The sequence below is a fragment of the Stenotrophomonas sp. SRS1 genome (genome assembly GCF_026130205.1).
Lineage (GTDB): Bacteria > Pseudomonadota > Gammaproteobacteria > Xanthomonadales > Xanthomonadaceae > Stenotrophomonas > Stenotrophomonas rhizophila_B.
The window spans coordinates 1-23,982 of record NZ_JAINFD010000001.1 but is presented as its reverse complement, the minus strand read 5'-3'; the positions used below and the strand labels follow the sequence as shown (position 1 = coordinate 23,982).

The following is a 23,982-nucleotide window of genomic DNA, read 5'->3' as shown; positions in this document are numbered from 1 at the left end:
TGCAATGAGCTTCATCGAACGCCTCGCCCCCCTTCGCGCCCAGCCCGGCACCCGCCTGACCACCGGCCTGGATGACGCCACCCTTGAACGCCTGGCTGCGGGTCATCCCGCCCTGGTCGCCGCCATTGATGCTGCCGCTGCGGAGTTCGACCGCGTGCGCGCCGATCTGGGCGATCTGCTGGCCCTGGACGAACGCGCCCAGATCGAGGCGATGCAGGACGGTTTCGTCAATTTCTATGCCGATGATGCGGTCACCCCGTACGTCGCCCTCGCCGCCCGTGGCGCGTGGGTGGTCACCTTGAAGGGTGCGGTGCTGTACGACGCCGGCGGCTACGGCATGCTCGGCTTCGGGCATACCCCCGAGGCGGTGATGGCGGCGATGGCCGCGCCACAGGTCATGGCCAATGTGATGACCCCCAGCCTCTCCCAGCAGCGCTTCATCCAGGCGTTGCGCAGGGAAATCGGCCACCGTCGTGGCGGCTGTCCGTACAGCCACTTCATGTGCCTGAATTCTGGTTCGGAAGCCGTGGGCCTGGCCGCCCGCATCGCCGACGTCAACGCCAAGCTGCAGACCGATCCGGGCGCGCGCCATGCCGGGGCGAAGATCAAGCGCGTGGTGGTGAAGGGCAGTTTCCACGGCCGCACCGATCGCCCGGGTCTGTATTCCGATTCCAGCCGCAAGACCTACATGCAGCACCTTGCCAGCTACCGCGGCGAGGACACGGTCATCGCGATCGCCCCGTATGACGAAGACGCGCTCAAGCGGGTGTTCGCCGACGCCGAGCAGAACCACTGGTTCATCGAAGCGGTGTTCCTGGAGCCGGTGATGGGCGAAGGCGACCCGGGCCGCTCGGTGCCGCCCGCGTTCTATGCGCTGGCCCGCGAACTGACCCGCCAGCACGGCAGCCTGCTGCTGCTGGACTCGATCCAGGCCGGCCTGCGCGCGCACGGCGTGCTCTCGATCGTGGATTACCCGGGCTTTGAAGGCCTGGACGTGCCAGACATGGAGACCTATTCCAAGGCGCTCAACGCGGCCCAGTTCCCGCTCTCGGTGCTGGCCGTGACCGAGCACGCCGCGCAGCTGTATCGCAAGGGCATCTACGGCAACACCATGACCTCCAACCCGCGGGCGCTGGACGTGGCCTGCGCCACGCTCTCGCTGTTGACCCCGCAGGTACGCGAGAACATCCGCGTGCGCGGCGAGGAAGCCGTACGCAAGCTGGAGCAGCTCAAGACCGAGCTGGGCGGCCTGATCACCAAGGTCCAGGGCACCGGCCTGCTGTTCTCCTGCGAGCTGGCCCCGCAGTTCAAGTGCTACGGCACCGGCTCCACCGAAGAGTGGCTGCGCAACCACGGCATCAATGTGATCCATGGTGGTGAGAACTCGCTGCGCTTCACCCCGCATTTCGGGATGGACGGCGAGGAGCTGGACCTGCTGGTCGGCCTCGTCGGCCGCGCCCTGAAGGAAGGCCCGCGCCGGGAGCAGTCGCAGGCGGCCTGAGTCCGGCTTCCATGCGGGTGTTAGCCCGCACGGAGGTGGCCGACCACGGGTCGGTTGCCGTCACCGCTGGCCGATTGGCCCCCGCGCCCGAAACGCGCGATAATCCGGCACCGCACCTGCGGAACGACACCCCGTCACGAGACCAGCGCACCGGTCATCGGCGGGGCTTTTTCGTTTCCGGTCGCTACAGATTCGGACAACAGGAAGATCCAATGAAGTCGATTTGCGTTTACTGTGGTTCCAACCCCGGCAGCAAGCCGGTCTACACCGAGCGCGCCATCGCGCTGGGTGACCGCATCGCCCGCGACGGCCTGCGCCTGGTCTACGGCGGCGGCAACGTCGGCCTGATGGGCACCGTGGCCAATGCCGTGCTTGAAGGCGGCGGTGAAGTGACCGGCGTGATCCCGCAGCAGCTGGCGGACTGGGAAGTCGCCCACCGCGGCCTGACCGAGCTGGAAATCGTTGGTTCGATGCACGAGCGCAAGTCGCGCATGTTTGATCTCTCCGATGCATTCGTCGCCCTGCCCGGCGGCTTCGGCACCATGGAAGAGATCTTCGAGATGCTGACCTGGCGCCAGCTGGGCATCGGCAACAAGCCGTGCGCGTTCCTGGATGTGGACGGCTTCTACGCCCCGCTGATCGGCATGATCGACCGCATGGTCGAAGAGCGTTTCCTGCACCCGGCCCAGCGCGCGGACCTGTGGTACGGCTCAGACATCGACGAGATGCTGGCCTGGATGCGCGCCTACGAGCCGGCGCAGGCCTCCAAGTGGATCGACGAAAAGCGCGCCAACGCGCTGCGCTGAGCCACCCGCTGCCGTAGCGGTTCAGGCCGCTGCGGCAGTGTCCATCGGCGCTGGCCGGCCGAGCAGGTAGCCCTGGCCGTAATCGCAGCCGAGCTGCAGCAGCGTGTCGTGCTGGGCCTGGGTCTCGATGCCCTCGCCTATCGTTTCGATGCCCAGGGTGCGCGCCAGCGACAGCACGCCCTGCACCAGCGCGTGCGTGCTCTGCATGTCCTGGCCGTGCAGACCGGCGATGAAGGACTGGTCGATCTTCAACGTCGAAATCGGGAACCGGTGCAGGTAGGACAACGCCGAGAAGCCCGTGCCGAAATCATCCAGCTGCACCAGCACGCCGCGCTCGCGCAGCGTCTGCAGGATACGCAGCGTGCGTGGACCATCGTCCAGCAACGCCACCTCGGTGATCTCCAGCCGCAACCGGTGCGGGTCGGCACCGGCCGCCTCGATCAGCCCGAACAGCCGCGTGCTGAAATCGGCCGAGCGGAAGTGCCGTGGCGACACATTGACCGAGAGGTAGCCGCGGCCGCCACGGGCCAACTGGGTGATGACCTGCTCGTACAGCAGCCAGTCCACCTGCTCGATCAGGCCACTCTCTTCGCCCAGATCGAGAAACGCACTCGGCAGCAGCAGCCCGCGGCGTTCGTGCTGCCAGCGCAGCAGCGCCTCGTGGCCGACCAGCTCACCGTCGCTGAGCCGCATGATCGGCTGGTAGTACGGCACGAAATCCCGGTTGATGATGGCCCGGCGCAGGTCCGCCTCCAGATCCAGGCTGCGCATTGCCTGCTCGCGCATGGCCTCATCGAACACGGCGCAGCGGTCATTGCCCTGCGCCTTGGCGCGGTACATGGCCGCATCCGCATCGCGTACCAGCTCTTCGCCGTTGCGGTAGCGCGGGTTCCACATCGCGATACCCAGGCTGCCGGACGGGAACAGTTCGCGCCCCTTCACCCACATCGATTCTTCCAGTGCGACCAGCATGCGTTGCGAGAACTCCAGCGCCGACGCCAGGCCATCGCCACACTGGAGCAGGATCGCGAACTCATCACCGCCCAGCCGCGCGACCACGTCCTGCGCGGACATCATCGACACGATGCGCTTGGCCACCTCGACCAGCATCTGATCGCCAGCGGCATGCCCGATGCTGTCGTTGACCAGCTTGAAGCGATCCAGATCCAGGAACAGCACCGCGAAACCGTGACCCTCGCTGCCACGCGCGCGCGCGATCGCATCTTCCAGCCGATCCAGCAGGTGCAGCCGGTTGGGCAACCCGGTCAGCGCATCGTGCATGGCCTGGTGGGTCAGGCGCTGCTCCGCCCGCAGGCGCTCGCCGATCTGGCCCAGCAGCTTGTCGTTGACGTCGGCCAGCTCGCGGGTACGTTCGTCCACGCGTTTTTCCAGGTCGGCATGCGCGTTGCGCAGCTGCTCCTGGTCACGCTGGCGCGCCAGGCCGTTGCCGATGTTCTGCGCGACGAAGGTCAGCAGGCGCTGGTCGTGTGCAGTGAACACCACTTCCGGGGAGTAGCTCTGCACCACGATCACGCCCACCACATCGTCATCGCTCAGCAGCGGCACGCCGAGCCAGCACTGCGAACGCGCGCCAAACTCGCGGACAACACCACTGTCGCGCAGCGCATCGATGCGCTCACGATTGGCAAGCAGCGGCTGGCGGTTGCGCACGATGAATTCGGTCAGCCCCTCGCTGAACGGACGTGGCGCGCGCGAGGGGTTGTATTCGTCCACGGAGTAGACGAACTCCAGCCCATCGCCGTTCTCGTTGACCAGCGCGATATAGAAATTGCGGGCGTCCAGCAGCGTGCCGACCACGCCATGCACCTGACCGTAGTACTGCGACAGCGACTCGGCGCTCATCGCCAGCTCGGCGATGTTGAACAGGGCCATCTGCAGCTTTTCGGCACGGCGACGTTCGACCACTTCGTCCTGCAGGTTGCGATTGGCGCGCTGCAGCTCCAGCGTGCGCCTTTCTACCTGACGCTCCAGCTGGACCTGCGCCTGGCGCCGGTCCATCGCAGTGAGGATGTGCTGGGCGACATAGCCCAGCAACGTGCGATCGGCCTCGCCATAGCGCGCGCGGTGCTCATAGCTCTGCACCACGATCGCACCGCAGACGCGGCCGTCGCGGAGCATCGGCACGCCCAGCCAGTCCAGGCTTTCCGGCCCGCGCTGCCCCTGCTCACCCTCCATTTCCGCCAGCAGCTCACTGGATGGACCGCTCAACGGCTCGCCATGCCGCAGCAGCGCGAAGGTCAGGCTGCGCGGCATTTCGTGTTCTTCGTAACTGCGGTCCGGATCGGCGACGAAGTCGTCCTTCTGGTCGGCGAAGTAGAGGAACCGCACCCGATGCCGGATATCGTCGTACTCGACGATGAAACAGTTCTGCGCGTACATCAGGGAATTGAGCACGCGATGGAAATGTCGAAGCATCTCGGCCATTTCCAGATCCGCACCGGCCAGATCGGCGATTTCATACAAGGCCTGCTGCAGGCGTTTGGATTCCTCCAGCGAGGCGATCTCGCGGCGCTGTCGGGCCAGTGACAACTCGCCCTGGAACAGACTGCGCGCGGCCGTCCACCAGCTGTCGGCAGGCGCGTTGCCGCAGGGCAGTGCCACGCTCAGCGTCAACTCGGCGCCGATATGCGTCCAGGATTGCTGCGAGGCCATCCCGGCAGCGGCCTCATGCCGGCGTGCCGGGGGCGGGTCCGCGCCGTGGGAATCCCCGTCCGGATGGCATTGGGTGCCCTCGCCCAGGACCGGATCCGACCAGGCCAGCGCGACCACGGCGCCACCCGGCAGCAGGGCGCACAACGCCCTGGCGACGGCGGCAGGGATCACCGCATCACCATCGCGTTGCACTGCAGAGGTCACCATCTGACTGGACACGTTGCTCATCCCTACGGGTGCCGGCTGCCCGGCACCTCCCCTGCCTGCGAGCATAACGCGCCGACCGGGGGGAAATGGAAGCGCATCAACCCCATCGGCTGCCAATGGACGTTGTTCCTGTTGTCTCCCAGGCCATCCCCATGCCCCCCAGCAACCTCGCCCGGCTGCCCATCGACTATGCGAACACCCCCGCAGCGCTTACTCTGTGCGGCGTGGACGCCCTTGCCCTGCCGACCGATGAAGCACTGATGCTGGCCTGGGCCGGTGGCGACCTGCGTGCGTTCGAGGCGCTGTACGGCCGGCACCGCAGCCGCCTGTACAGCTTCCTGCTGCGCCAGCTGCGCGATGGTGCGCTGGCCGATGAGATGTTCCAGGATGTCTGGCAACGCGTGATTGCCGCCCGTGCCGGCTGGCAGCCCGAAGCTGCTTTCACCACCTGGCTGTTCCGGATCGCCCACAACCGTCTCAATGACCATTGGCGCGCCGCACGGCACCGGCCGTCGGCCCCGATCGACGCCGATGAGCGTGTGGCGGCGATCGCCGATGCGCGGACGCCGGAAACCCAACTGTCCGAGTTCGAGCAACGCCGCCAGCTGCAGTTGGCGATGGAACAGCTGCCGCCAGAGCAGCGCGAGGTCCTGCAGCTGCGCCTGGAACAGGAACTGAGCCTGGAAGAGATCGCCGAGATCACCGGCGTCGGCCGTGAGACGGTCAAATCGCGACTGCGCTATGCCATGGACAAACTACGTGCGGGGTTGAGCGGATGAACCGCCCGGATTCGCTGACCCCGGAAGAACGCGAACTGGCCCGGCTGCTGGGTCGGCCGAGCGCGACCGGTCCCGCACCGGCGATCGACGCGGCCGTGCTCGCGGCCGCGCGAACGGCCGTGGAAGCACCGGCCGCCGACGCGGCGACCTGGAAGCTGCCGCCGGCTGCGCCGGTGCGGGCAACGCGCAAGCGTTCGCGTCTGCCGGCGGTGTTCGGCCTCGCCGCCTCGGTGATCTTCGCGGTCGGCATCGCCTGGCAGCTCAAGCCTGAAGAGCCGCCCGCGCCGCCGCTGGCCGTACCGGTTGCCGCACCCGTACCGGGCGCCGCCGCATCGAGCACCGCAAGGATGGAGGCTGCGCCGGCACTGGCCGCCGCACCGCCACCGGCCCCGGTCGCTGCACCGCCCGTGGTCCAGCAAGAGCGCATTGCGAACGACACAGCGGCCGCCACTGCGCCAACCTCGACGCCTGCGCCCGAGCGTGCGCAAGCGGTCGCCCCGCCCCGCCCGGAAGTGATCGCCGCACCCGCGCCGCATGTTTCCGCACCAGCACCGGCGCCAGCACCGGCGCCGATGATGTCCGCCCCGGCACCGGAGGCGGCATCGGCCGCTGCCCTGCAGACGAACGAACCGGCGCTGGACAGCGTGGTGGTGACCGGCTCCACGATCGACCGCGCAGCACCGCGTGGGGCCCTCAAAAGCGTCGCGCCGGCCAAGCCTGCGCCCAGCGCCCCCGGCGTGATGCGGCGCGCCGCCGCGCCGATGGCGGCCCCCACCTCGGCAGACGACGCCGTGCGCGCGTTGCATCAGGCGGTCGCTGCCGATGCCAGCCTGCCTCGCAAGCAATGGCTCAAGCGCATCCGCGAGCGACGCGATGCCGGCGATGTGGATACCGCACGTGCCAGCCTGGAGCGTTATCTGCAGCAGTACCCGGAAGTGCGCATCCCGCGCGATCTCCGCCAGCTGCTCCAGAACTGACGCGGCGCGTACGGTGATCAGGCATCCCCACTAGAATGATGGGAATGCCCGATACGCTCGCCACCCCCGTCAGCCACAGCCTGGAGATCAAGCACAGCCGCTTCATCGCCCATGCCGCGCCGATCCAGCATGCAGCCGCTGCATTGGAGTTCCTGCAGCAGGTCGCCGTCGCCGATGCCACCCACAACTGCTGGGCCTACCGCTACGGCAACGAGTACCGCTCCAGCGACGACGGCGAGCCGTCCGGCACCGCCGGGCGCCCGATCCTGGCCGCCATTGATGGCCAGGGCTTCGATCGCGTGATGGTCGTGGTGACACGCTGGTACGGCGGCATCAAACTCGGTGCCGGCGGCCTGGTCCGTGCTTATGGCGGCACCGCCGCCGAATGCCTGCGGGTAGCCCCGCGGCTGCCCCTGATCGCCATGGCCGAGCTGGACGTGCAGGCCGGCTTCGAGGATCTGGGCCCGCTGCATGCCGCCTTGGGCGCCCATCTGGCCGAGAAAGTGGACGAAGCATTCACCGCCGACGGCGTGAACCTGCACCTGCGCTTGCCGGCCGATCAGGTCGAACCGTTGAAAAACCGCCTCCGCGACGCCACTCGTGATCGTGTCCGTATTGAATCCCGCATCGAACCAGGCCCATCGAATGACTGACGCACCCGTTCCGAACGACACGCCGATGCGCCGATTGGGCAGCTTGAACACCTTGTGGCCGTTCGTGCGCCGGCACGTCGGGCTGTTCAGCGCCTGGCTGGTGGCCTTGGCGGTGTCCTCGGTGGCCACCCTGAGCCTGCCGGTCGCGGTGCGCCAGATGATCGACCACGGCTTCACCAGTGGCGGCCAGATCAACAAGGCGTTCGCGCTGCTGTTCCTGGTCGCAGTGGTGCTGGCCCTGGCCACCGCCGCGCGCTTCTTCTTTGTCTCGCTGCTGGGCGAAAAGGTGGTCGCCGATCTGCGCAGCCGCCTGTATGCCCACCTGATCACGCTGGGTGCCGGCTTCCACGACCGCAGCCGCAGCGGCGAGCTGGTCTCGCGCCTGACCGCCGACAGCGAACTGCTGCGCAGCGTGATCGGCTCGACCATGTCGGTGGCCCTGCGCAGCAGCGTCACCGTGGTCGGCAGCCTGGTGATGCTGTTCGTGACCAGCCCGCACCTGGCGGCTTGGTCGCTGGTCGGCATTCCGCTGGCGGTGCTGCCGATCATCATCGGCGCCCGCCACCTGCGCAACATCGCGCGCGCCAGCCAGGACCGCATCGCCGATGCCAACAGCCTGGCCTCGGAAACGCTGGGCGCGGTACGCACCGTGCAGGCCCACGCCCGCGAACCGTATGAGCGCGGCCGCTTCAATGCCGCGCTGGGCGATGCGATCGGTGCCGCACGCCGCCGCATCCGCGCCCAGTCGATGGTCACCGCCAGCGCCATCGTGCTGGTATTCGGCGCCATCGTCGGCGTGCTGTGGCTCGGCGCGCACGAGGTGATCGACGGCAACATGAGCGCCGGTACGCTGGGCCAGTTCGTCCTGTACGCGCTGATCGGTGGCGGTTCGGTCGGTGCGCTGGCCGAGGTCTGGAACGAGCTGCAGCGTGCCTCGGGCGGCATGGGCCGCATTGCCGAGCTGCTGCAGGAAGACGTGGAGATCACCGCCCCGGCCCATCCCACCCCGCTGCCGCAGCCACTGCGCGGCGAAATCCGTTTCGAGGATGTGGTGTTCCACTACCCGCAGCGCCCGGATACCGCCGCGCTGGATCATGTGGATCTGCACGTGCGCCCGGGTGAGACGGTCGCGCTGGTCGGCCCCTCCGGCGCCGGCAAGAGCACCATCCTGTCGATGCTGCTGCGTTTCCACGATCCGGCGGCCGGCCGCATCCTGGTCGATGGCGTGGATCTGCGCGAGGTCGATCCGGCACAGCTGCGTGAGCAGCTGGCACTGGTGCCGCAGCAGCCGACCCTGTTTGCCAGCAGTGCGTTCGAGAACATCCGCTACGGCCGCCTGGAAGCAACCGACGAAGAAGTGCAGCGCGCGGCCGAAGCCGCCGAGGCCGATGAATTCCTGCAGGCCCTGCCCGAAGGCTATGCCAGCGAGCTGGGCGAGCGCGGCGCGCGCCTGTCCGGCGGCCAGCAGCAGCGCATCGCGATCGCGCGCGCCCTGCTCAAGAACGCGCCGATCCTGCTGCTCGATGAAGCCACCAGTGCACTGGATGCACAAAGCGAGCGCGCGGTGCAGCAGGCGCTGGAGCGATTGATGGCCGGCCGCACCACGCTGGTGATCGCGCACCGCCTGGCGACCGTGCTGAAGGCTGACCGCATCGTGGTCATGGACCACGGCCGCATCGTCGCCCAGGGCACGCATGCCGAGCTGCTGGCCGAGGGCGGTCTCTACGCCGAGCTGGCGCGTCTGCAATTCATCGATTGATGACGGGCCGGTAACACCGGCCATCGCATCCTGCAGCCCTCACTGGATGCGCTGCAGGAGGTGTTTCATGTCGTTCCGACAGTTCCCCGCCACCGACGCCAACGGCGACGATTACGTGATCATCGAGTTCAAGGATGAGCAGGCTGACGCCACTGCAGGCACCGGCCAGAGCGCGCGTTACGAGCTGGCCGATGGCCGCCATCTGATCCGCGACGGCCGCGAGTTCCGCACGGCGGGCGGCGAGCTCACCCTCGTCACCTGAGGCGTTGAAAAAAAGTTACGCGGATGTTGGTCAATTTTTGACCAAGCATCTTGACAGCCTTTTACTGCAAGGCGCGTACGCACTTATCCACATGTTTGTGCGCAGATCATCCACACCCCCTGTGGATGAATGCTGCGTCGCACCGTGTCAGCGCACCAGCACGCGGCCGATACCGGAGGCATCGATCTCGATGGCCGCCGCCTGCAGCGCGAGGGCATCGCTGCCTGCCACGAAGCCCACCCGGAAGTGCACCTCACCGGCCGGCGTCCGCGAAGAATGGATCGAGGCCAGGCTGACCCGGTGCCGTTCGAACACATGCAGCAACTCGCGCAACGAGCCGGGCCGGTCTTCGGGCAGGTGCACACTGATCGCGTTGCGTTCGGTGAGATCGGCCAGCAGGTAGCCGACCCGCTCGAAGGTGTAATTGCCATCGGCCAGCACCTCCGCTCCCAGGCTGTCGCAGTTGTCCAGCAGCAACTGCTGGCGGAACGCCGCGCGCGCACCGTCATCGCCCTGCTCCAGCTGTGCCCGCAACTGATGCAACTGGGCCAACAGGCGATCCAGCATCGGCGCCACGTGCGGGTTGCCGAACTGGATGTCTTCGTAGATCGCCGGATTGAGCGAGAGGATGCGCGAGATAATCGCGGTATCCAGCTCGAACGAGGCCGAGCGATACGGCATCAACGCCGGCAAGGCACCGAGGATCGGCGCGTATTCGCGCAGCACACCCGCCTGGGCCAGATGCGTGGCATGCACCATCGCCTGCACCAGCGCCATGACCTGGTCATGGTGCTCCGGCGTGGCACGTACGCATTCCGCTTCCAGCGCCTCGCACAGCTGCTGCACGAACGGCTGCCACCGCGACAGGCGCGCCTCGCAGACCACCATCACCCTGCCCTTCAGCGTGGGTGCCTTGGGCGGAGCCGTCATCGGATGCAGACCCACTACCTCGGCCTGCGAAGCAAGCATCGCCTCCACCGGCGCCGATTTCACCGAGGTGACATCCAGCCACAGGCGACCGGCTTCGCGACCGGCCGAGCGGGCCACGTAGTCGGCGATCAACGCGGGCGTGTGCCGGATCGGTGCGGAGAAGATCAACACCTCGGCGCGATCAAGCAGCGTTTCCGGATTGTCCGACGATGCGTCGGCCGGGTCATGGCCGATCACGTCCAGCCCAAGGCGTTGTTCCAGGAACCGGCGCAGCCAGCGCCCGTAGGCACCGTCGCTGCCGACGATGCCGACCACCGGTTTCAGACTCACGCCAGGCGCTCGGCGACGAAACGATCCGGCAACGCCAACGCGGCCGGCGCCGCGGCCAGTACATCGAACTCTTCGTGGCCGTTGGACAGGGTTGTCTCCAGCGCGACGTGCACGCCGGCGATGGCACGCGAGATCGCCTGTTCGAAGGTTTCCCCGCGCAGCAGGAAGGCGACCAGCAACGACATCAGCACATCGCCGGTGCCGGCTACGTCCACCGGCAGATGCGGCGAGGACCAGCGCCAGATCGCGTCGCGGCTCACCGCGAGCGTGACCAGCTGGCCTGGATCGCCGCCGACGCTGTGCGCCAGCACCCACTCCGGCCCACGCGCCAGCAGCGCCTGCGAGGCGGCGATCGCATCGTCCTGCGCCAGGCTCGGCATCCCGGTCAGGCGGCCGAGTTCAAAGGCATTCGGCGTGACCAGCCAGGCGTGCGGCAGCAGACGTTCGGCGAAGACGTTTTCCAGGCCCGGCTCGACATAAGGGCCGGTGTGGGTGTCGCCAATGACCGGGTCCAGGCAGTAGCGCAGCTGCGGCGAGGATGGCAGCACCGCATCGAGCCAGTCGGCGAAGGCCGCGCCGTTGCCGACGCTGCCGAAGTAGCCGGACACCAGCATCCGTGCCCGCTGTGGAAGGCCGCGCTCACCGGCGCCGAGCAGCAGGTCAGCAAACCAGTCCGAAGGCAGCACGCGGCCGCGCGTGGTCTCGTAGAACGGCGCGTTGCTGAGCAGCGTGGTCGGGATTTCGGCCACGCGCACGCCGAGCGCGCGCAGCGGCGGCACGGCCGCGCTGTTGCCGGCATAGCCGTAGACCAGCTGGGACTGCACCGAGATGACGTCGACCGGCGACGGACCGTCCGGGCGCTGGCGGCGGCCGTGGACCAGGTGGCTTTCGAGGGATTCGTTCATGCCGACATTTTACGCCCGGTGCCGCCCGGTAGAGCCACCCCATGGGTGGCTGTCGATCCACCGAGGACCCCGCGCAGCCACCCCATGGGGTGGCTCTACACCGCCGTCCGCGCACAAAAAAGGCCCCCTGTCGCCAGGGAGCCTTCGGTAGTTCACAGGAACCCGTGACGCTTACGACGTCATCCGGTCCCAAAAGCCCTTCACGCCATCGATGAAGGTCGCCGACTTCGGCGAATGCTTGCGCGCTTCCTCACCGGTGAAGGTGGTTTCGAACTGTTCCAGCAGCTTGCGCTGCTCCGGGGTGAGGTTGACCGGGGTCTCCACCACCACGCGGCAGTACAGGTCGCCTTCGCTGCGGCTGCGCACCGAACGCACGCCCTTGCCCCGCATGCGGAACAGCTTGCCGGTCTGGGTCTCGGCCGGGATGCGGATCTCGGCGTAGCCGCCCAGCGTTGCCACACGGACGGTATCGCCCAGGGCGGCCTGCGAGATGCGGATCGGCACTTCGCAGTGCAGGTCGTCGCCGTCGCGCTGGAAGATGGCGTGCTCGCGCACCCGCACTTCCACGTACAGATCGCCTGCCGGGGTGCCGGCCGGACCGGCCTCGCCTTCACCGGACAGACGGATGCGGTCGCCGGTGTCGACGCCCGCAGGCACCTTGACCGACAACACTTTGTCTTCCTCGACACGGCCATTGCCGTGACAGGTCTTGCAGGGGTTCTGGATGATCTGGCCACGGCCGTTGCAGTGGTGGCAAGCCTGCTGCATCGCGAAGATGCCGCGCTGGATGCGCACCTGGCCCTGGCCACGGCACACCGAGCAGGTCTCGACCTTGCCATCTTCCGAGCCGCTGGCATTGCAGTCATCACACTCGACCAGACTCGGAATCTCGATGCGGCGCTCCACGCCCATCACCGCTTCTTCCAGGTCCAGCTCCATCACGTACCCGATATCGGCACCACGACGGGCCTGGCGCGGACCACCACCACCGGCGCCACCGCCGAAGATGTTGCCGAAGATGTCACCGAAGATATCGCCCATGTCCGGGCCACCCGGACCACCGCCACCGCCGCCCATGCCGTGCTCGAACGCCGCGTGGCCGTGTGCATCGTACATCCGGCGCTTGTTGCCATCGGACAGGGTTTCGTAGGCTTCCTTGCATTCCTTGAAGGCGGCCTCGGCCTCGTTGTCACCCGGATTGCGGTCCGGATGGAACTTCATCGCGCAACGGCGATAGGCCTTCTTCAGTTCTTCATCGCTGGCGGTGCGGGACACGCTCAGCACTTCGTAGTAATCGCGCTTGCTCATAACTTGAATCGGGTTCCGGAAGTCGGGATTCGTCAAAGCGGAAGAGCGGCACCAGGTCCGCTCTTTCGCCGGGCGCCCCGACAGGCCGGGATACGGCTGTCAGGACCAGAAGGGGGATATGACAACGGGACGTTGCCTGCGCAACGTCCCGTGTCGTGCCCGGATCAGGACTTCTTGTCGTCCTTGACTTCGGTGAACTCGGCGTCGACCACATCGTCGTGCGCGCCGCTGTTGCCACCGGCATCCGGGCCCGGTGCCGCGCCGCCCTGCTCGGCTGCCGCGGAGGCCGCGAACAGTGCCTGGCCGGCTTCTTCCAGCACCTTCGACTTGGCTTCGATCTGTGCCTTGTCGTCGCTCTTCATCGCGGTTTCCAGATCGGCAAGGGCCGACTCCACCTTGCCGATCACGTCGCCACCGACCTTGCTGCCGTGCTCGGTGATCGCGGTACGGGTACCGTGGATCAGCGCGTCAGCCTGGTTGCGGGCCTGGACCAGCTCATGGAACTTCTTGTCTTCTTCGCGGTTGGCTTCCGCGTCGGCGACCATGCGTGCGATCTCGTCCTCGGACAGACCCGAACCGGCCTTGATCTCGACCTTCTGTTCCTTGTTGGTCTTCTTGTCCTTGGCCGACACGTGCAGGATGCCGTTGGCGTCGATGTCGAAGGACACTTCCACCTGCGGCAGGCCGCGCGGCGACGGCTCGATGCCGGAGAGATCGAACTTGGCCAGCGACTTGTTGAAGCGGGCCTGCTCGCGCTCACCCTGCAGCACGTGCACGGTCACGGCCGACTGGTTGTCCTCGGCGGTGGAGAACACCTGCGAGGCCTTGGTCGGGATGGTGGTGTTCTTCTCGATGATCTTGGTGAACACGCCACCCAGGGTCTCGATGCCCAGCGACAGCGGGGTCACGTCCAGCAGCAGCACGTCCTTGACGTCGCCGCCCAGCACGCCACCCTGGATCGCAGCACCCAGTGCCACGGCTTCGTCCGGGTTGACGTCCTTGCGCGGTTCCTTGCCGAAGAACTCGGTTACGGCCTGCTGCACCTTCGGCATGCGGGTCTGGCCGCCGACCAGGATCACTTCACCGATGTCGCTCGAACGCAGGCCGGCATCGTTCAGCGCGATGCGGCACGGCTCGATCGACTTCTTGATCAGGTCTTCCACCAGCGCTTCCAGCTTGGCGCGGGTCAGCTTGATGTTGAGGTGCTTCGGGCCCGACGCGTCAGCGGTGACGTACGGCAGGTTCACTTCGGTCTGCTGGCTGGTGGACAGCTCGATCTTGGCGCGCTCGGCGGCGTCCTTCAGGCGCTGCAGGGCAAGCGGATCCTTGCGCAGGTCGATGCCCTGGTCCTTGTTGAACTCGTCGACGAGGTATTCGATGACGCGGTTGTCGAAATCTTCGCCGCCCAGGAAGGTGTCACCGTTGGTGGCCAGCACTTCGAACTGCTTCTCACCGTCGACGTTGGCGATCTCGATGATCGAGACGTCGAAGGTGCCGCCGCCCAGATCGTACACAACGATCTTGCGGTCACGGCCGTCACCCTTGTCCAGGCCATAGGCCAGGGCAGCAGCGGTCGGCTCGTTGATGATGCGCTTGACTTCCAGACCGGCGATGCGGCCGGCGTCCTTGGTGGCCTGGCGCTGGCTGTCGTTGAAGTAGGCCGGCACGGTGATCACGGCCTCGGTGACGGTCTCACCCAGGAACGCTTCGGCGGTCTTCTTCATCTTCTCCAGCACGCGGGCGGAGATTTCCTGCGGGGCCATCTTCTTGCCATCGCTGGTCTGGACCCAGGCGTCGCCGTTGTCATGGGCCAGGATGCCGTAGGGCACGTGCGCGATGTCCTTCTGGACTTCAGCGTCGGTGAACTTGCGGCCGATCAGGCGCTTGACAGCGTAGAAGGTGTTCTTCGGGTTGGTCACCGCCTGGCGCTTGGCCGAGGCGCCGACCAGGACTTCGCCGTCCTTAGTGTAGGCGACGATGGACGGCGTGGTGCGATCGCCTTCCGCGTTTTCGATGACGCGGGCCTTGCCGCCGTCCATGATCGCCACACACGAGTTGGTGGTGCCGAGGTCGATACCAATGATCTTGCCCATGAGGGAGACTCCTGAAAGTTCTGGGTACATCCGGCAGCTGCCGGGTTATGAATGGGATGTGTGGGACGCTGCGGACACTTTCAAGCCGTCCATCAAACACAGTGTCCGATGGCGACCCAACGCGTTCAGCGTCCGGCCGAGCCGCCGGACCTGGTCCGGCGGACCGACCTGTGGATCAGTCGCGGGCGACCACGACCAGCGCCGGCCGCAGCAGGCGGTCATTGAGCAGGTAGCCCTTCTGGAACACCTGGACCACGCTGCCGGGCGCCGCACCGGGCGCGTCGACCTGGCTGATGGCCTGGTGGTGGTCAGGGTTGAAGGTCTGGCCGGTCGGGTCCAGCAGGGTCAGGCCATTGTCGGCGGCGACCTTGAGCAGCTGCTTGTAGGTCAGTTCGAGACCTTCGCGCAGCGGGCTCGGCTCGCTGCCGGCGGCATTCAGGCCGGCGTCGAGGCTGTCGAACACCGGCAGCAGTTCGCCGAGCAGCTTCTCGTTGGCGAAGCGGCGCGCCTGTTCCACGTCGCGGGCAACGCGCTTGCGCTGGTTGTCCAGGTCGGCGCGTTCGCGCAGCGACTCCGAACGCAGCAGGGCCACCTCGTTGTGCAGGCTGTCCAGCTGCTGCTGCAGGGACGGCTCAGCGGCCGGCTCGCCGGCGGGATTCTGGGATGCGATATCGGGCTGATCTTGGTTCATTTCCGGATCCTTGGCGGTGACTCTCCGCCTCCACCCACCCCTATGTGGGCGCGGCTACGGGATTCAAGAGTCCAGGGCCGCTTTATGCGCGATCGCGGGACAATCCGCCGCCAGCGGGCGAGCCCAGCGCGGCCCCCAGCACCTGGGCGGTGGCTTCCACCAGCGGGATCATGCGGTCGTAGGCCATCCGCTTCGGGCCGATCACCCCCAGCACGCCCAGCACCTGGCCGTCGGCCGAGTACGGGGCGGTGACCAGCGAGACGCTTTCCAGCGGCATCACCCCGGTCTCCTCGCCGATGAAGATGCGCACGCCCGGGGCCTGGATGGTGCGCTCGAGCAGCTGCAGGATCTCGCGCTTGCTGGCGAACACGTCGAACAGCTCGCGCAGGCGCTCCAGGTCTGAGAGATCCTGCACGCCCATCAGGCGGGTCTGCCCGGCCAGCACCATGTCATCGGCCGGCGGCACCATCGCCTGCTCGGCCAGCTCGATGCTGTGCGCCAGCAGCTGCTCCATTTCCGACTGCGCATCGCGCAGCTCCAGCAGCAGGCGGGCCCGGATCTCGGCCAGCGGCCGACCGGCGCAGTTCGCATTGAGGTAGTTGGCGACCTGCTCCAGCTCCCCGGGATTGAACCCGCGGCGAGGCTCGATCACCCGGTTCTGCACCTCGTTGTCGGCGAACACCAGGATCGCCAGCACCCGGCGCGCGTCCAGTGCCACGAAATCGATATGCCGGAACGCGAACTGCTCCCGGCGCGGGGCGCTGACCACCCCGACGAAATGGCTCATCGCCGAGAGCAGCTCCGAGGCACTGCCGAGCAGGGCCTGGGTGCCGGTGCCGGTGGCCAGCTCGGTGCGCAGGCGGCTGAGCTCGCCCTCGCCCGGCGGCTGCATCTTGACCAGGCTGTCCACGAACACCCGGTAGCCGTGCGCGGTCGGCACCCGACCGGCGGAGGTATGGGGCGAGCTGAGCAGCCCCAGGTCCTCCAGGTCGCCCAGGATGTTGCGGATCGTGGCCGGGCTGACGTCCAGGCCGGCATGCCGGGCAAGCGTCTGCGAGCCGACCGGTTCGCCATCCTGGATGTGACGCGCGATCAGCGTCCGCAGCAGATGGCGGGCGCGTGGGGCGAGATGGGACGCGGAAGGATGCATGGAATCAGCCTGTGAGACGCCCACTTAGATAATGGCTGCACGGGGCGTTGGCAAGTCATTGGAGACGCCCCCCGCCCATGCTAGCGTGCGCGGCTTGGAGACGCCCCTCGTGTACAACGTAGACCATGCTTAGACATCTATCGATCAAGGATTTCGCGGTCGTCCGCGCCACCGAGCTGGAATTCGCCGCCGGCATGACCGTGGTCTCAGGTGAAACCGGCGCGGGCAAGTCGCTGATGGTGGACGCGCTGGGCTTTTTGTCCGGGCTGCGCGCCGACAGCGGCGTGGTCCGCCACGGCGCCGCGCGCGCCGAGCTCTCGGCTGAATTCGCGCCGCTGGCCGATGCCCCGGCCCGCCAATGGCTGCGCGACAACGAGCTCGACGACGAAGAACAGTGCCAGTTGCGACGGGTGATCCGCGCCGACGGTGGCTCGCGCGCCTTCATCAACGGCCGCCCGGTGACACTGACCCAGCTGACCGAGCTGGCCAGCATGCTGGTCGAAATCCACGGCCAGCACGAACAGCAGGCCCTGCTCGCGCGCCCCTCGCAGCTCTCGCTCCTAGACGCCTTTGCCCGCAACGATGCCGAGCGCGCCCAGGTCCGGCAGACCGCGGCACGCTGGCAGACGCTGGTCGATGAAGCCGAGGCGCTGTCGCGCCAGGGCGACGTGAGCGACCGGATCGGCTATCTGGAGCACCAGCTCAGCGAGCTCAAGCGCGAAGACCTGGACCCGGCCTCGATCGCCACCCTGGGCAGCAGCCACCGCCGCCAGGCCCATGCCAGCGCGCTGATCGGCGCCTGCGACGTGGCGGTGAGCCGCCTCAATGGGGATGACGAGGTCTCGGTCCTGCAGCTGCTGCAGCAGACCCGCCATGACCTGGCCCGCGTGGCCGAACACGACAGCCGGCTCGGCGAGGTCGATGCCCTGCTCGACAGCGCCGCCATCCAGCTGGACGAAGCGTTGTCCCTGCTCGACCGCGTCCATGACGACCTGGATGCCGACCCGGAGCAGTTCGAGGATATCGAGCGCCGTCTCGGCCGCCTGCACGACCTCGCGCGCAAGCACCGCGTGCCGATGGAAGCGCTGGGCGAGCACCGCGACGCGATGGAAGCCGAAGTCGAGCAGCTGCGCGGTGCCGACGAGCGCCTGCAGGCCCTGGCCGGCGAGATCGACCGTGCCGCCGGCCAGTGGAAGACCGTGGCCGAGGTGCTCAGCGCCAGCCGCCGGAAGGCCGCCAAGGCCCTGTCGGACACCACCACCACCCTGATCGGCGAGCTGGGCATGGGCGGCGGTCAGTTCCTGATCGATATCGAGCCGCAGACCGTGGTCAAGCCGGACCCGAACGGCGCCGAGCGGGTCGAGTTCCTGGTCGCCGCCAACGCCGGCCAGCCGCCGCGCGCCCTGCGCAAGGTCGCCTCGGGTGGCGAGCTGTCCCGTATCTCGCTGGCGATCGAAGTCGCCGCGCTGGGCCTGGATGCGGTGCCGACCATGGTCTTCGACGAAGTCGATTCGGGCATCGGTGGCGCCGTGGCCGACATCGTCGGGCAGAAGCTGCGCGCCTTGGGCGAGAAGCGTCAGGTGCTGTGCGTGACCCATCTGCCGCAGGTCGCCTCCAAGGGCCACGCCCACTACCGGGTCAGCAAGGCGCCGGTGGACGGCATGACCCAGAGCGCAGTCGAGAAGCTCGATACCAAGGCCCGCGAGGAAGAGCTCGCCCGGATGCTGGGCGGCGTGGAAGTCAGCAAGGAAGCCAGGGCCGCGGCGCGCAAGCTGCTGCAGGTGTGACAGGTACTGCCGGCCGCTGGCCGGCGCCCCGCCCGAACCGGCGCCTCCCCCTGAAAACAAAAACCCCGGGCATGCCCGGGGTTTTTTGATCGCATCCGGGCGCCCTGCAGGCCGTTACCGACGCTTCTTGCGGACGTACAGCACCAGCGAGTGCTCTTCCAGCTCGTAGCCGTGGTCGGCCGCGATCTTGCGCTGCAGCTCCTCGATCTCGTGGCTTTCGAACTCGATGATCTTGCCGCTGTCCACATCGACCATGTGGTCGTGGTGACCGCCGCGGTCCAGCTCGTAGACGGCCTGACCGCCTTCGAAGTTGTGCTTCAGCACCAGGCCGGCGGCCTCGAACTGGGTCAGCACCCGGTACACCGTGGCCAGGCCGATCTCGTCGCCGTGCTCCAGGAGCTGGCGGTAGATGTCTTCGGCGGTCATGTGGTGGCTGGCATTGCGCTGCTCGAGCAGCGCCAGGATCCGCATACGCGGATGGGTCACCTTGAGGCCGACTTTGCGCAGGTCGTGGGTTTCCATACTTCTCCGTTCATTGGCGATTTAGCGCCAGCTGCCTCGGATTGGGTCGCGGCGACACGTCAGGAGTGTATCATCGACTCGATTTCCCCAAACGCCATTCCCCGATGCGCAATCTCCTGCTGGTCGCCGCCGTTGCCCTGTCCACCACGGGCTGCGGCATCATTTACAAGCAACCCATCTATCAGGGCAACCTGATCCGGGAGCAGGCCGTCGGTCAGCTGCAGGTGGGCCAGAGCAAGCAGCAGGTTGGTGCCCTGCTTGGTACGCCCTCCATCGCGGACCCGTTCCACGCCCAGCGCTGGGACTACACCGCCAGCCAGCGCGTCAACCGCGTGGGCAAGACGGAAGTGAAGAACTTCACCGTCTACTTCGAAAACGACGCAGTCACCCGTTGGGACGGCGAGTACTTCGCCAGCGACGACGCCGAGCTGGCCCGCAGCACGCTGCGCCAGTTCGGCCGCAACCTGCCCAAGGACAAGAAGAAGCGCGGCCGCTGAGGCCCGCCTTCTTCACTCAGCTGCCGGCGCGTGCGCGCCGGCGGCGGTTGTCTTTCGGGTCGGCCAGCAGCGGACGCAGCAGCTCGACCCGGTCGCCCTCGCGCAGTATCTGATCCGCCCTGGCCAGCAGGCCATGCACGGCCACGGCCGGGCATTGCGCGCTGCCGTCAATGGCCGCCGCTTCAATGGCATCGGCGACCGTGGCCCCCTCAGGCAAGGTCAAACGCCGGGTATCGGCCCGATCGGGCCAGGCCAGCACCACCTCGACCGTGATCACGACTCAGTCCTGGGCGTCGGCGACGCGGACGAAATCATTCACCATGCGGTCGGCCAGCCCCTGGAAACCCAGCGCCAAAGCCGGACCCAGCAGGCGTGAGGTCGGTTCGAACTCCAGCGTCAGCGTGACCTTGCAGGCGTCCTCGGCCAGCGCGTGGAACTCCCAGCGCCCGTGCAGGCGCTTGAACGGCCCGTCCTTGAGCTGCATATCAATGCTGTGCGGGCGCTGCAGCGTGTTCTCGGTCATGAACCAGGTCGAGAACGACCCAAAGCCCAGGTCCAGGCGCGCGACCAGTCGGTCCGGGCCGGACTCCAGGATCTGCGAGGCCGAACACCAGCGAAAGCGGCGCGGATAGGCGTCAATATCATTGACCAGGTCGAACATACGGGCAGCCGAATGTTCGACCAGGGCACTACGTCGGATAGTTGGCATGCGATACAGATGTCGGATGAATCGACCGGGCGTGCCCGAATCGGAGACAATAGGGAAATGAGCAAGAACAGCGGCAAGGATAAAGCAAAGGGCGCGACGGCCAACAAAACCATCGCGCTCAACAAGCGTGCCCGTCACGAGTACCACATCGAGGATCGCTTCGAAGCCGGCCTGGCCCTGCAGGGCTGGGAGGTCAAGTCGATCCGCGCCGGGCGCGGCAACATCATCGATGCCTACGCCTACGTGCGCGATGGCGAGATCTTCCTGATCGGCGCGCAGATCACCCCGTTGATCCAGGCCTCCTCCCACATGGTGGCCAACGACCGTCGCGAGCGGAAGCTGCTTCTGCATCGCAGTGAGATCGACAAGCTGATCGGCAAGGTGCAGCGCGATGGCTACACGATCGTGCCCACCGCGATGTACTGGAGCAAGAACAACATCAAGCTCGAGATCGCGCTGGCCAAGGGCAAGCAGACCCACGACAAGCGTGATGCCGAGAAGGACCGCGACTGGGCGCGCGAGAAGTCGCGCACCATGCGCCGGCACAACCGCGACGCCTGATGGCGCCGGCGTCGCCCGCCCCGGTTATCCAGCCCGCCAGCGCCGAGGGCACCCGCGCGGTGTTCGCCGGCCTGTTGGCCTTCAACCAGGCCGCCTGTGGTGATGCGCTGGACGATCACCCGGTCAACCGGGTGATCCACGATGACGCCGGCCAGGTCGTGGCCGGGATCGCCGCCGATGTCTGTGGCGGCTGGCTGATGGTGCATGCGCTCTGGGTCGACGATACCCGCCGTGGCGAAGGACTGGGCCGGGCCCTGCTGGCCGAGGCCGAGCAGCAGGCCCGCGCGCTCGGCGCGCACGCCGTGACGCTGGATACCTTCTCCTGGCAGGCCGAGGGCTTCTATCTCAAGCAGGACTATGAAGTGTTCGGCCGGCTGCAGGATTTTCCGCCCGGGCATCAGCGCCTGTACCTGCGCAAGTCGCTCTGACCCACTGGGTCAGACCGCCTCGGCGTGCCCGTCCGGGCAATAGGCGTCATGCAGTGCCGCCAGCACACCCAGTGCCGGGGATTCGGCCAACGCATAGAAAATCGTCTGCGCCTCGCGCCGCGTGGTCACCAACGCCATCCCACGCAGGACCGCCAGGTGCTGGGACAGCGCCGACAGGCCCAGTCCACTGAGCGGCTGCAGCTCCCCTACCGACGCCTCGCCTTCCACCAGGCGACACAGCACACGCAGCCGCGCGGGGTGCGCCAGCGCCTTGAGCAGCGCGGCGGCCTGGTCCGCCTGGGCGGCCATTTCTGCAGCACGGGAGGCCGCTGTGGGATGTGGGGTGGGGTTCGCATCACGCATGGCTTGCACTTTACCTGAGACAACCCTAATTTAGCTTTATCTAAATTACAGGGCACGCCCATGCCATATCAGCACCGTCCTTCCACCGCGGGCTATCAGCCATGACGCCTTACTGGGCGACCTCGTTGGCTGGCGGGGTGTTGATCGGCCTCGCGGCCACCGCACTGCTCTGGCTCAACGGCCGCGTCGCCGGCATCAGTGGCATCACTGCCGGCGCCTTGTTTCCGCAGCATGGCGAGACCGCGTGGCGCTATGCGTTTCTGCTCGGTCTGATCACCGCCGGTGCACTCGCACTGCACTGGCTGCCCGCAGCCGCGCCCTCGCGAATCGGCTTTCCGCCCATCCTGCTGGTGGCGGGCGGGCTGCTGGTGGGCGTCGGCACCCAGATGGGTGGCGGATGCACCAGCGGCCATGGCGTCTGCGGGCTGGGCCGGCTGTCGTTGCGCTCGCTGGTCGCCGTGGGGGTGTTCATGACCACCGCGATACTGACCACCTTCATCGTCCGCCATCTCGCGGGGATCGCATGAGCCGACAGATCCTCGCCGCGCTCGGTGCGGGCGCCCTGTTCGGTCTGGGGCTTGCGGTCTCGGGCATGACCGATCCGCTGCGCATCCTCGGCTTCCTGGATGTCACCGGGGCGTTCGACCCGTCCCTGCTGTTCGTGCTCGGCGGCGCCGTCGCGACCACGGGGCTGCTGTTCCGTTTCGTGCTGCGAACACCGCGGCCGCGCCTGGCAGATCGCTTCCATCTCAGCAACAGCCAACGGATCGACACGCGTCTGCTCGGCGGCGCAGCGTTGTTCGGCATCGGCTGGGGTCTGGCCGGCTACTGCCCCGGGCCCGCGCTGGTCGGTGCCGGCTACGCCGCCAGCGAAGCGCTGTGGTTCGTGCCGGCGATGCTGGTCGGCATGGCAGTGCACCAAGGGTGGGAGCGCCGGGCTGAGCGGACATCGACCAGCTGACAGGGGCGAGACAACGATCTTTCCCCGCCAACCCCGCACAGCTGTCAGAATCCCCGCATTGATACGGAAAGGATCCGCGCGTGACTCTTGAAACTACCCCGGCACCCGCACAGGCGGCGGACGAACTGACCACCCTGCGCGCCGACGTGGCGGCGCTGGAGTTCATCTTTGACGAACTCGCCCGCGCCATGGACCCGGCCGCGCTGCTCAAGGTGCTGACCTACCTGATCCGCAATGCCAAGCGCGTCGCCTCGGAAACCCAGAGCTACGACAGCCTGGAGCACCGCCGCCTGGTGGCCCAGGTGGAATCGCTGATGGCCCGGGTTGAGCCGCAGGCCAAGAAGCAGGCCATGACCGTGCGCAACGAGCACAACCGCCTGAAGAAGGAAAAGGCCCGCCACAAGGCCGACAGCCGCCGCCAGCTGCAGAAGTAAGTCCTTGGCGGGCAAGGTGACTGTTCAGCTGGATTGGAGTAGCATCCAGTCCGTCAAGTAGAGCTCCGGTGCTGTTTTCCGGATGAAGTGCGGTTCTTGAAGAAACCGGGGGTGCATTGGTTTCGACGGGGGTTGTGAAGTTACTTGGTGCATGCCGAGGGGGCAGCTTTCCTCGTTAATCCAGCAGCAAACTTTTAGTTGCCAACGACGACAACTACGGTTCGAACGACTTCGCAATCGCTGCCTAAAAACAGCTTTAGCGTTTAGTTCTACAGCCGCCTTAGGCGAACCCCCGAACCTACTTGTGCCCGTGCTCGTAGATGTAGGGTCATTATCACGGAACCGGTTGTGATGGCTGCCTGTCAGTCACGACTTAACTAAAGCAGGCTGGTCCTGGGGTGCGCTTTGCACACCGTGCTGCCACAGGATGAGATTCAACGGTGAGCTAAGCATGTAGTACCGGGGATGGAGTGCCTTCGGACGGCGGTTCAATTCCGCCCACCTCCACCATTAGACGGTCCCACAAGGACCACAGAAAGCCGGAACCTCCCGTCAAATAAGGGGTTCCGGCTTTTTTGTTGTCCGTGACCCGTCCTGAATTGAGTTGACACCTTTTCCCACAGGAAGAGGAATGTTCAATGGATTCAACACTCAGGCGCAGCCAGCGGGATTACTCGCTGGCCTTCAAATTGTCGG

Annotated in this window: 25 protein-coding genes and 1 other RNA gene; 15 read left to right on the top strand and 11 right to left on the bottom strand. The window is 66.9% G+C overall.

The window, feature by feature from the left end; all coding sequences use genetic code 11:
- The first annotated feature begins 4 nt into the window (after positions 1-4).
- Complete coding sequence (locus tag K4043_RS00130; protein WP_265307772.1) at positions 5-1,501, top strand: aminotransferase class III-fold pyridoxal phosphate-dependent enzyme; 1,497 nt, start codon at positions 5-7, stop codon at positions 1,499-1,501.
- A 212-nt stretch (positions 1,502-1,713) separates the two neighbouring features.
- On the top strand, positions 1,714-2,307 hold the full coding sequence (locus K4043_RS00125; protein WP_123729018.1) for a TIGR00730 family Rossman fold protein: 594 nt from the start codon (positions 1,714-1,716) through the stop codon (positions 2,305-2,307).
- A 21-nt stretch (positions 2,308-2,328) separates the two neighbouring features.
- Here K4043_RS00125 and K4043_RS00120 read toward each other — a convergent pair whose 3' ends face one another.
- Positions 2,329-5,208 (bottom strand): EAL domain-containing protein, encoded by a 2,880-nt coding sequence (locus K4043_RS00120; protein WP_265307771.1) that lies wholly within the window; start codon positions 5,206-5,208, stop codon positions 2,329-2,331.
- Between the two features lie 203 nt (positions 5,209-5,411).
- Here K4043_RS00120 and K4043_RS00115 point away from each other — a divergent pair, with 203 nt between their 5' ends.
- From K4043_RS00115 to K4043_RS00095, 5 genes are all read left to right on the top strand, one after another.
- Entirely contained in the window at positions 5,412-5,966 is a 555-nt protein-coding gene (locus K4043_RS00115) for an RNA polymerase sigma factor (RefSeq protein ID WP_265308509.1), read from the top strand.
- Positions 5,963-6,943 carry a hypothetical protein gene (locus K4043_RS00110; RefSeq protein WP_265307770.1) on the top strand — a complete coding sequence of 327 codons (981 nt, stop codon included), beginning with the start codon at positions 5,963-5,965 and terminating at the stop codon, positions 6,941-6,943. Before K4043_RS00115 ends, K4043_RS00110 begins: the two co-directional genes overlap by 4 nt.
- Before the next feature lie 44 nt (positions 6,944-6,987).
- Positions 6,988-7,596 (top strand): YigZ family protein, encoded by a 609-nt coding sequence (locus K4043_RS00105; protein WP_265307769.1) that lies wholly within the window; start codon positions 6,988-6,990, stop codon positions 7,594-7,596.
- Positions 7,589-9,355: an ABC transporter transmembrane domain-containing protein gene (locus tag K4043_RS00100; protein WP_265307768.1), complete on the top strand. Its 1,767-nt coding sequence runs from the start codon at positions 7,589-7,591 to the stop codon at positions 9,353-9,355. Before K4043_RS00105 ends, K4043_RS00100 begins: the two co-directional genes overlap by 8 nt.
- Positions 9,356-9,422: 67 nt before the next feature.
- A complete protein-coding gene (locus tag K4043_RS00095) occupies positions 9,423-9,617 on the top strand; it encodes a hypothetical protein (RefSeq protein ID WP_265307767.1) in 195 nt (64 codons plus the stop codon).
- Positions 9,618-9,764: 147 nt separating this feature from the next.
- Here the strand turns inward: K4043_RS00095 and K4043_RS00090 are convergent, their stop codons facing one another.
- From K4043_RS00090 to hrcA, 6 genes are all read right to left on the bottom strand, one after another.
- Positions 9,765-10,877, bottom strand: a complete 1,113-nt coding sequence (locus K4043_RS00090) for a prephenate dehydrogenase (RefSeq protein WP_265307766.1) — start codon at positions 10,875-10,877, stop codon at positions 9,765-9,767.
- On the bottom strand, positions 10,874-11,782 hold the full coding sequence (gene pdxY / locus K4043_RS00085; RefSeq protein ID WP_265307765.1) for a pyridoxal kinase: 909 nt from the start codon (positions 11,780-11,782) through the stop codon (positions 10,874-10,876). Before pdxY ends, K4043_RS00090 begins: the two co-directional genes overlap by 4 nt.
- A 171-nt stretch (positions 11,783-11,953) precedes the next feature.
- On the bottom strand, positions 11,954-13,090 hold the full coding sequence (gene dnaJ / locus K4043_RS00080) for a molecular chaperone DnaJ (protein ID WP_121042065.1): 1,137 nt from the start codon (positions 13,088-13,090) through the stop codon (positions 11,954-11,956).
- A 164-nt stretch (positions 13,091-13,254) separates the two neighbouring features.
- A complete protein-coding gene (gene dnaK, locus K4043_RS00075) occupies positions 13,255-15,183 on the bottom strand; it encodes a molecular chaperone DnaK (protein WP_123729010.1) in 1,929 nt (642 codons plus the stop codon).
- A 175-nt stretch (positions 15,184-15,358) separates the two neighbouring features.
- Complete coding sequence (gene grpE / locus K4043_RS00070; RefSeq protein WP_123729009.1) at positions 15,359-15,874, bottom strand: nucleotide exchange factor GrpE; 516 nt, start codon at positions 15,872-15,874, stop codon at positions 15,359-15,361.
- Positions 15,875-15,956: 82 nt separating this feature from the next.
- Positions 15,957-17,024, bottom strand: coding sequence for a heat-inducible transcriptional repressor HrcA (gene hrcA, locus K4043_RS00065; protein WP_088433152.1), 1,068 nt, complete (start codon positions 17,022-17,024; stop codon positions 15,957-15,959).
- Between the two features lie 125 nt (positions 17,025-17,149).
- Between hrcA and recN the strand changes: the two genes are divergently transcribed.
- Positions 17,150-18,811, top strand: coding sequence for a DNA repair protein RecN (gene recN / locus K4043_RS00060; RefSeq protein ID WP_265307764.1), 1,662 nt, complete (start codon positions 17,150-17,152; stop codon positions 18,809-18,811).
- Positions 18,812-18,925: 114 nt separating this feature from the next.
- Here recN and fur read toward each other — a convergent pair whose 3' ends face one another.
- Entirely contained in the window at positions 18,926-19,333 is a 408-nt protein-coding gene (gene fur, locus K4043_RS00055; protein ID WP_070470227.1) for a ferric iron uptake transcriptional regulator, read from the bottom strand.
- Positions 19,334-19,437: 104 nt separating this feature from the next.
- Here fur and bamE point away from each other — a divergent pair, with 104 nt between their 5' ends.
- On the top strand, positions 19,438-19,830 hold the full coding sequence (gene bamE / locus K4043_RS00050; RefSeq protein ID WP_123729007.1) for an outer membrane protein assembly factor BamE: 393 nt from the start codon (positions 19,438-19,440) through the stop codon (positions 19,828-19,830).
- A gap of 16 nt (positions 19,831-19,846) precedes the next feature.
- Here the strand turns inward: bamE and K4043_RS00045 are convergent, their stop codons facing one another.
- On the bottom strand, positions 19,847-20,107 hold the full coding sequence (locus tag K4043_RS00045) for an RnfH family protein (RefSeq protein WP_265307763.1): 261 nt from the start codon (positions 20,105-20,107) through the stop codon (positions 19,847-19,849).
- 3 nt (positions 20,108-20,110) lie between these two features.
- Entirely contained in the window at positions 20,111-20,539 is a 429-nt protein-coding gene (locus tag K4043_RS00040) for a type II toxin-antitoxin system RatA family toxin (protein ID WP_026069778.1), read from the bottom strand.
- A gap of 57 nt (positions 20,540-20,596) precedes the next feature.
- Between K4043_RS00040 and smpB the strand changes: the two genes are divergently transcribed.
- Both smpB and K4043_RS00030 read left to right on the top strand, forming a co-directional pair.
- Positions 20,597-21,100, top strand: coding sequence for an SsrA-binding protein SmpB (gene smpB / locus K4043_RS00035; RefSeq protein WP_123729005.1), 504 nt, complete (start codon positions 20,597-20,599; stop codon positions 21,098-21,100).
- Entirely contained in the window at positions 21,100-21,528 is a 429-nt protein-coding gene (locus K4043_RS00030) for a GNAT family N-acetyltransferase (protein WP_265307762.1), read from the top strand. The genes smpB and K4043_RS00030 overlap by 1 nt, the downstream gene beginning before the upstream one ends.
- A 9-nt stretch (positions 21,529-21,537) precedes the next feature.
- Here the strand turns inward: K4043_RS00030 and K4043_RS00025 are convergent, their stop codons facing one another.
- Positions 21,538-21,837 (bottom strand): metalloregulator ArsR/SmtB family transcription factor, encoded by a 300-nt coding sequence (locus tag K4043_RS00025; protein ID WP_265307761.1) that lies wholly within the window; start codon positions 21,835-21,837, stop codon positions 21,538-21,540.
- A gap of 155 nt (positions 21,838-21,992) precedes the next feature.
- Here K4043_RS00025 and K4043_RS00020 point away from each other — a divergent pair, with 155 nt between their 5' ends.
- The 4 genes from K4043_RS00020 to ssrA all read left to right on the top strand — a co-directional run bounded on the left by K4043_RS00020 (position 21,993) and on the right by ssrA (position 23,796).
- Entirely contained in the window at positions 21,993-22,418 is a 426-nt protein-coding gene (locus tag K4043_RS00020) for a YeeE/YedE family protein (protein WP_265307760.1), read from the top strand.
- Entirely contained in the window at positions 22,415-22,852 is a 438-nt protein-coding gene (locus tag K4043_RS00015) for a YeeE/YedE family protein (RefSeq protein ID WP_265307759.1), read from the top strand. The genes K4043_RS00020 and K4043_RS00015 overlap by 4 nt, the downstream gene beginning before the upstream one ends.
- A gap of 80 nt (positions 22,853-22,932) precedes the next feature.
- On the top strand, positions 22,933-23,286 hold the full coding sequence (locus tag K4043_RS00010; protein ID WP_123729003.1) for a hypothetical protein: 354 nt from the start codon (positions 22,933-22,935) through the stop codon (positions 23,284-23,286).
- Between the two features lie 107 nt (positions 23,287-23,393).
- Positions 23,394-23,796: a transfer-messenger RNA gene (gene ssrA / locus K4043_RS00005) on the top strand.
- The last annotated feature ends 186 nt before the right edge of the window (positions 23,797-23,982 follow it).

Excerpts from the sequence above, each read along its gene's own strand:
- K4043_RS00100 (WP_265307768.1), top strand. The coding sequence starts at position 7,589 with ATGACTGACGCACCCGTTCCGAACGACACGCCGATGCGCCGATTGGGC.
- dnaK (WP_123729010.1), bottom strand. The coding sequence starts at position 15,183 with ATGGGCAAGATCATTGGTATCGACCTCGGCACCACCAACTCGTGTGTG.
- dnaJ (WP_121042065.1), bottom strand. The coding sequence starts at position 13,090 with ATGAGCAAGCGCGATTACTACGAAGTGCTGAGCGTGTCCCGCACCGCC.
- fur (WP_070470227.1), bottom strand. The coding sequence starts at position 19,333 with ATGGAAACCCACGACCTGCGCAAAGTCGGCCTCAAGGTGACCCATCCG.
- K4043_RS00025 (WP_265307761.1), bottom strand. The coding sequence starts at position 21,837 with ATGGCCGCCCAGGCGGACCAGGCCGCCGCGCTGCTCAAGGCGCTGGCG.
- K4043_RS00020 (WP_265307760.1), top strand. The coding sequence starts at position 21,993 with ATGACGCCTTACTGGGCGACCTCGTTGGCTGGCGGGGTGTTGATCGGC.
- K4043_RS00030 (WP_265307762.1), top strand. The coding sequence starts at position 21,100 with ATGGCGCCGGCGTCGCCCGCCCCGGTTATCCAGCCCGCCAGCGCCGAG.
- K4043_RS00110 (WP_265307770.1), top strand. The coding sequence starts at position 5,963 with ATGAACCGCCCGGATTCGCTGACCCCGGAAGAACGCGAACTGGCCCGG.
- K4043_RS00040 (WP_026069778.1), bottom strand. The coding sequence starts at position 20,539 with ATGCCAACTATCCGACGTAGTGCCCTGGTCGAACATTCGGCTGCCCGT.
- recN (WP_265307764.1), top strand. The coding sequence starts at position 17,150 with ATGCTTAGACATCTATCGATCAAGGATTTCGCGGTCGTCCGCGCCACC.
- K4043_RS00130 (WP_265307772.1), top strand. The coding sequence starts at position 5 with ATGAGCTTCATCGAACGCCTCGCCCCCCTTCGCGCCCAGCCCGGCACC.
- pdxY (WP_265307765.1), bottom strand. The coding sequence starts at position 11,782 with ATGAACGAATCCCTCGAAAGCCACCTGGTCCACGGCCGCCGCCAGCGC.
- grpE (WP_123729009.1), bottom strand. The coding sequence starts at position 15,874 with ATGAACCAAGATCAGCCCGATATCGCATCCCAGAATCCCGCCGGCGAG.
- K4043_RS00015 (WP_265307759.1), top strand. The coding sequence starts at position 22,415 with ATGAGCCGACAGATCCTCGCCGCGCTCGGTGCGGGCGCCCTGTTCGGT.
- smpB (WP_123729005.1), top strand. The coding sequence starts at position 20,597 with ATGAGCAAGAACAGCGGCAAGGATAAAGCAAAGGGCGCGACGGCCAAC.
- K4043_RS00120 (WP_265307771.1), bottom strand. The coding sequence starts at position 5,208 with ATGAGCAACGTGTCCAGTCAGATGGTGACCTCTGCAGTGCAACGCGAT.
- K4043_RS00095 (WP_265307767.1), top strand. The coding sequence starts at position 9,423 with ATGTCGTTCCGACAGTTCCCCGCCACCGACGCCAACGGCGACGATTAC.
- hrcA (WP_088433152.1), bottom strand. The coding sequence starts at position 17,024 with ATGCATCCTTCCGCGTCCCATCTCGCCCCACGCGCCCGCCATCTGCTG.
- K4043_RS00105 (WP_265307769.1), top strand. The coding sequence starts at position 6,988 with ATGCCCGATACGCTCGCCACCCCCGTCAGCCACAGCCTGGAGATCAAG.
- K4043_RS00125 (WP_123729018.1), top strand. The coding sequence starts at position 1,714 with ATGAAGTCGATTTGCGTTTACTGTGGTTCCAACCCCGGCAGCAAGCCG.
- bamE (WP_123729007.1), top strand. The coding sequence starts at position 19,438 with ATGCGCAATCTCCTGCTGGTCGCCGCCGTTGCCCTGTCCACCACGGGC.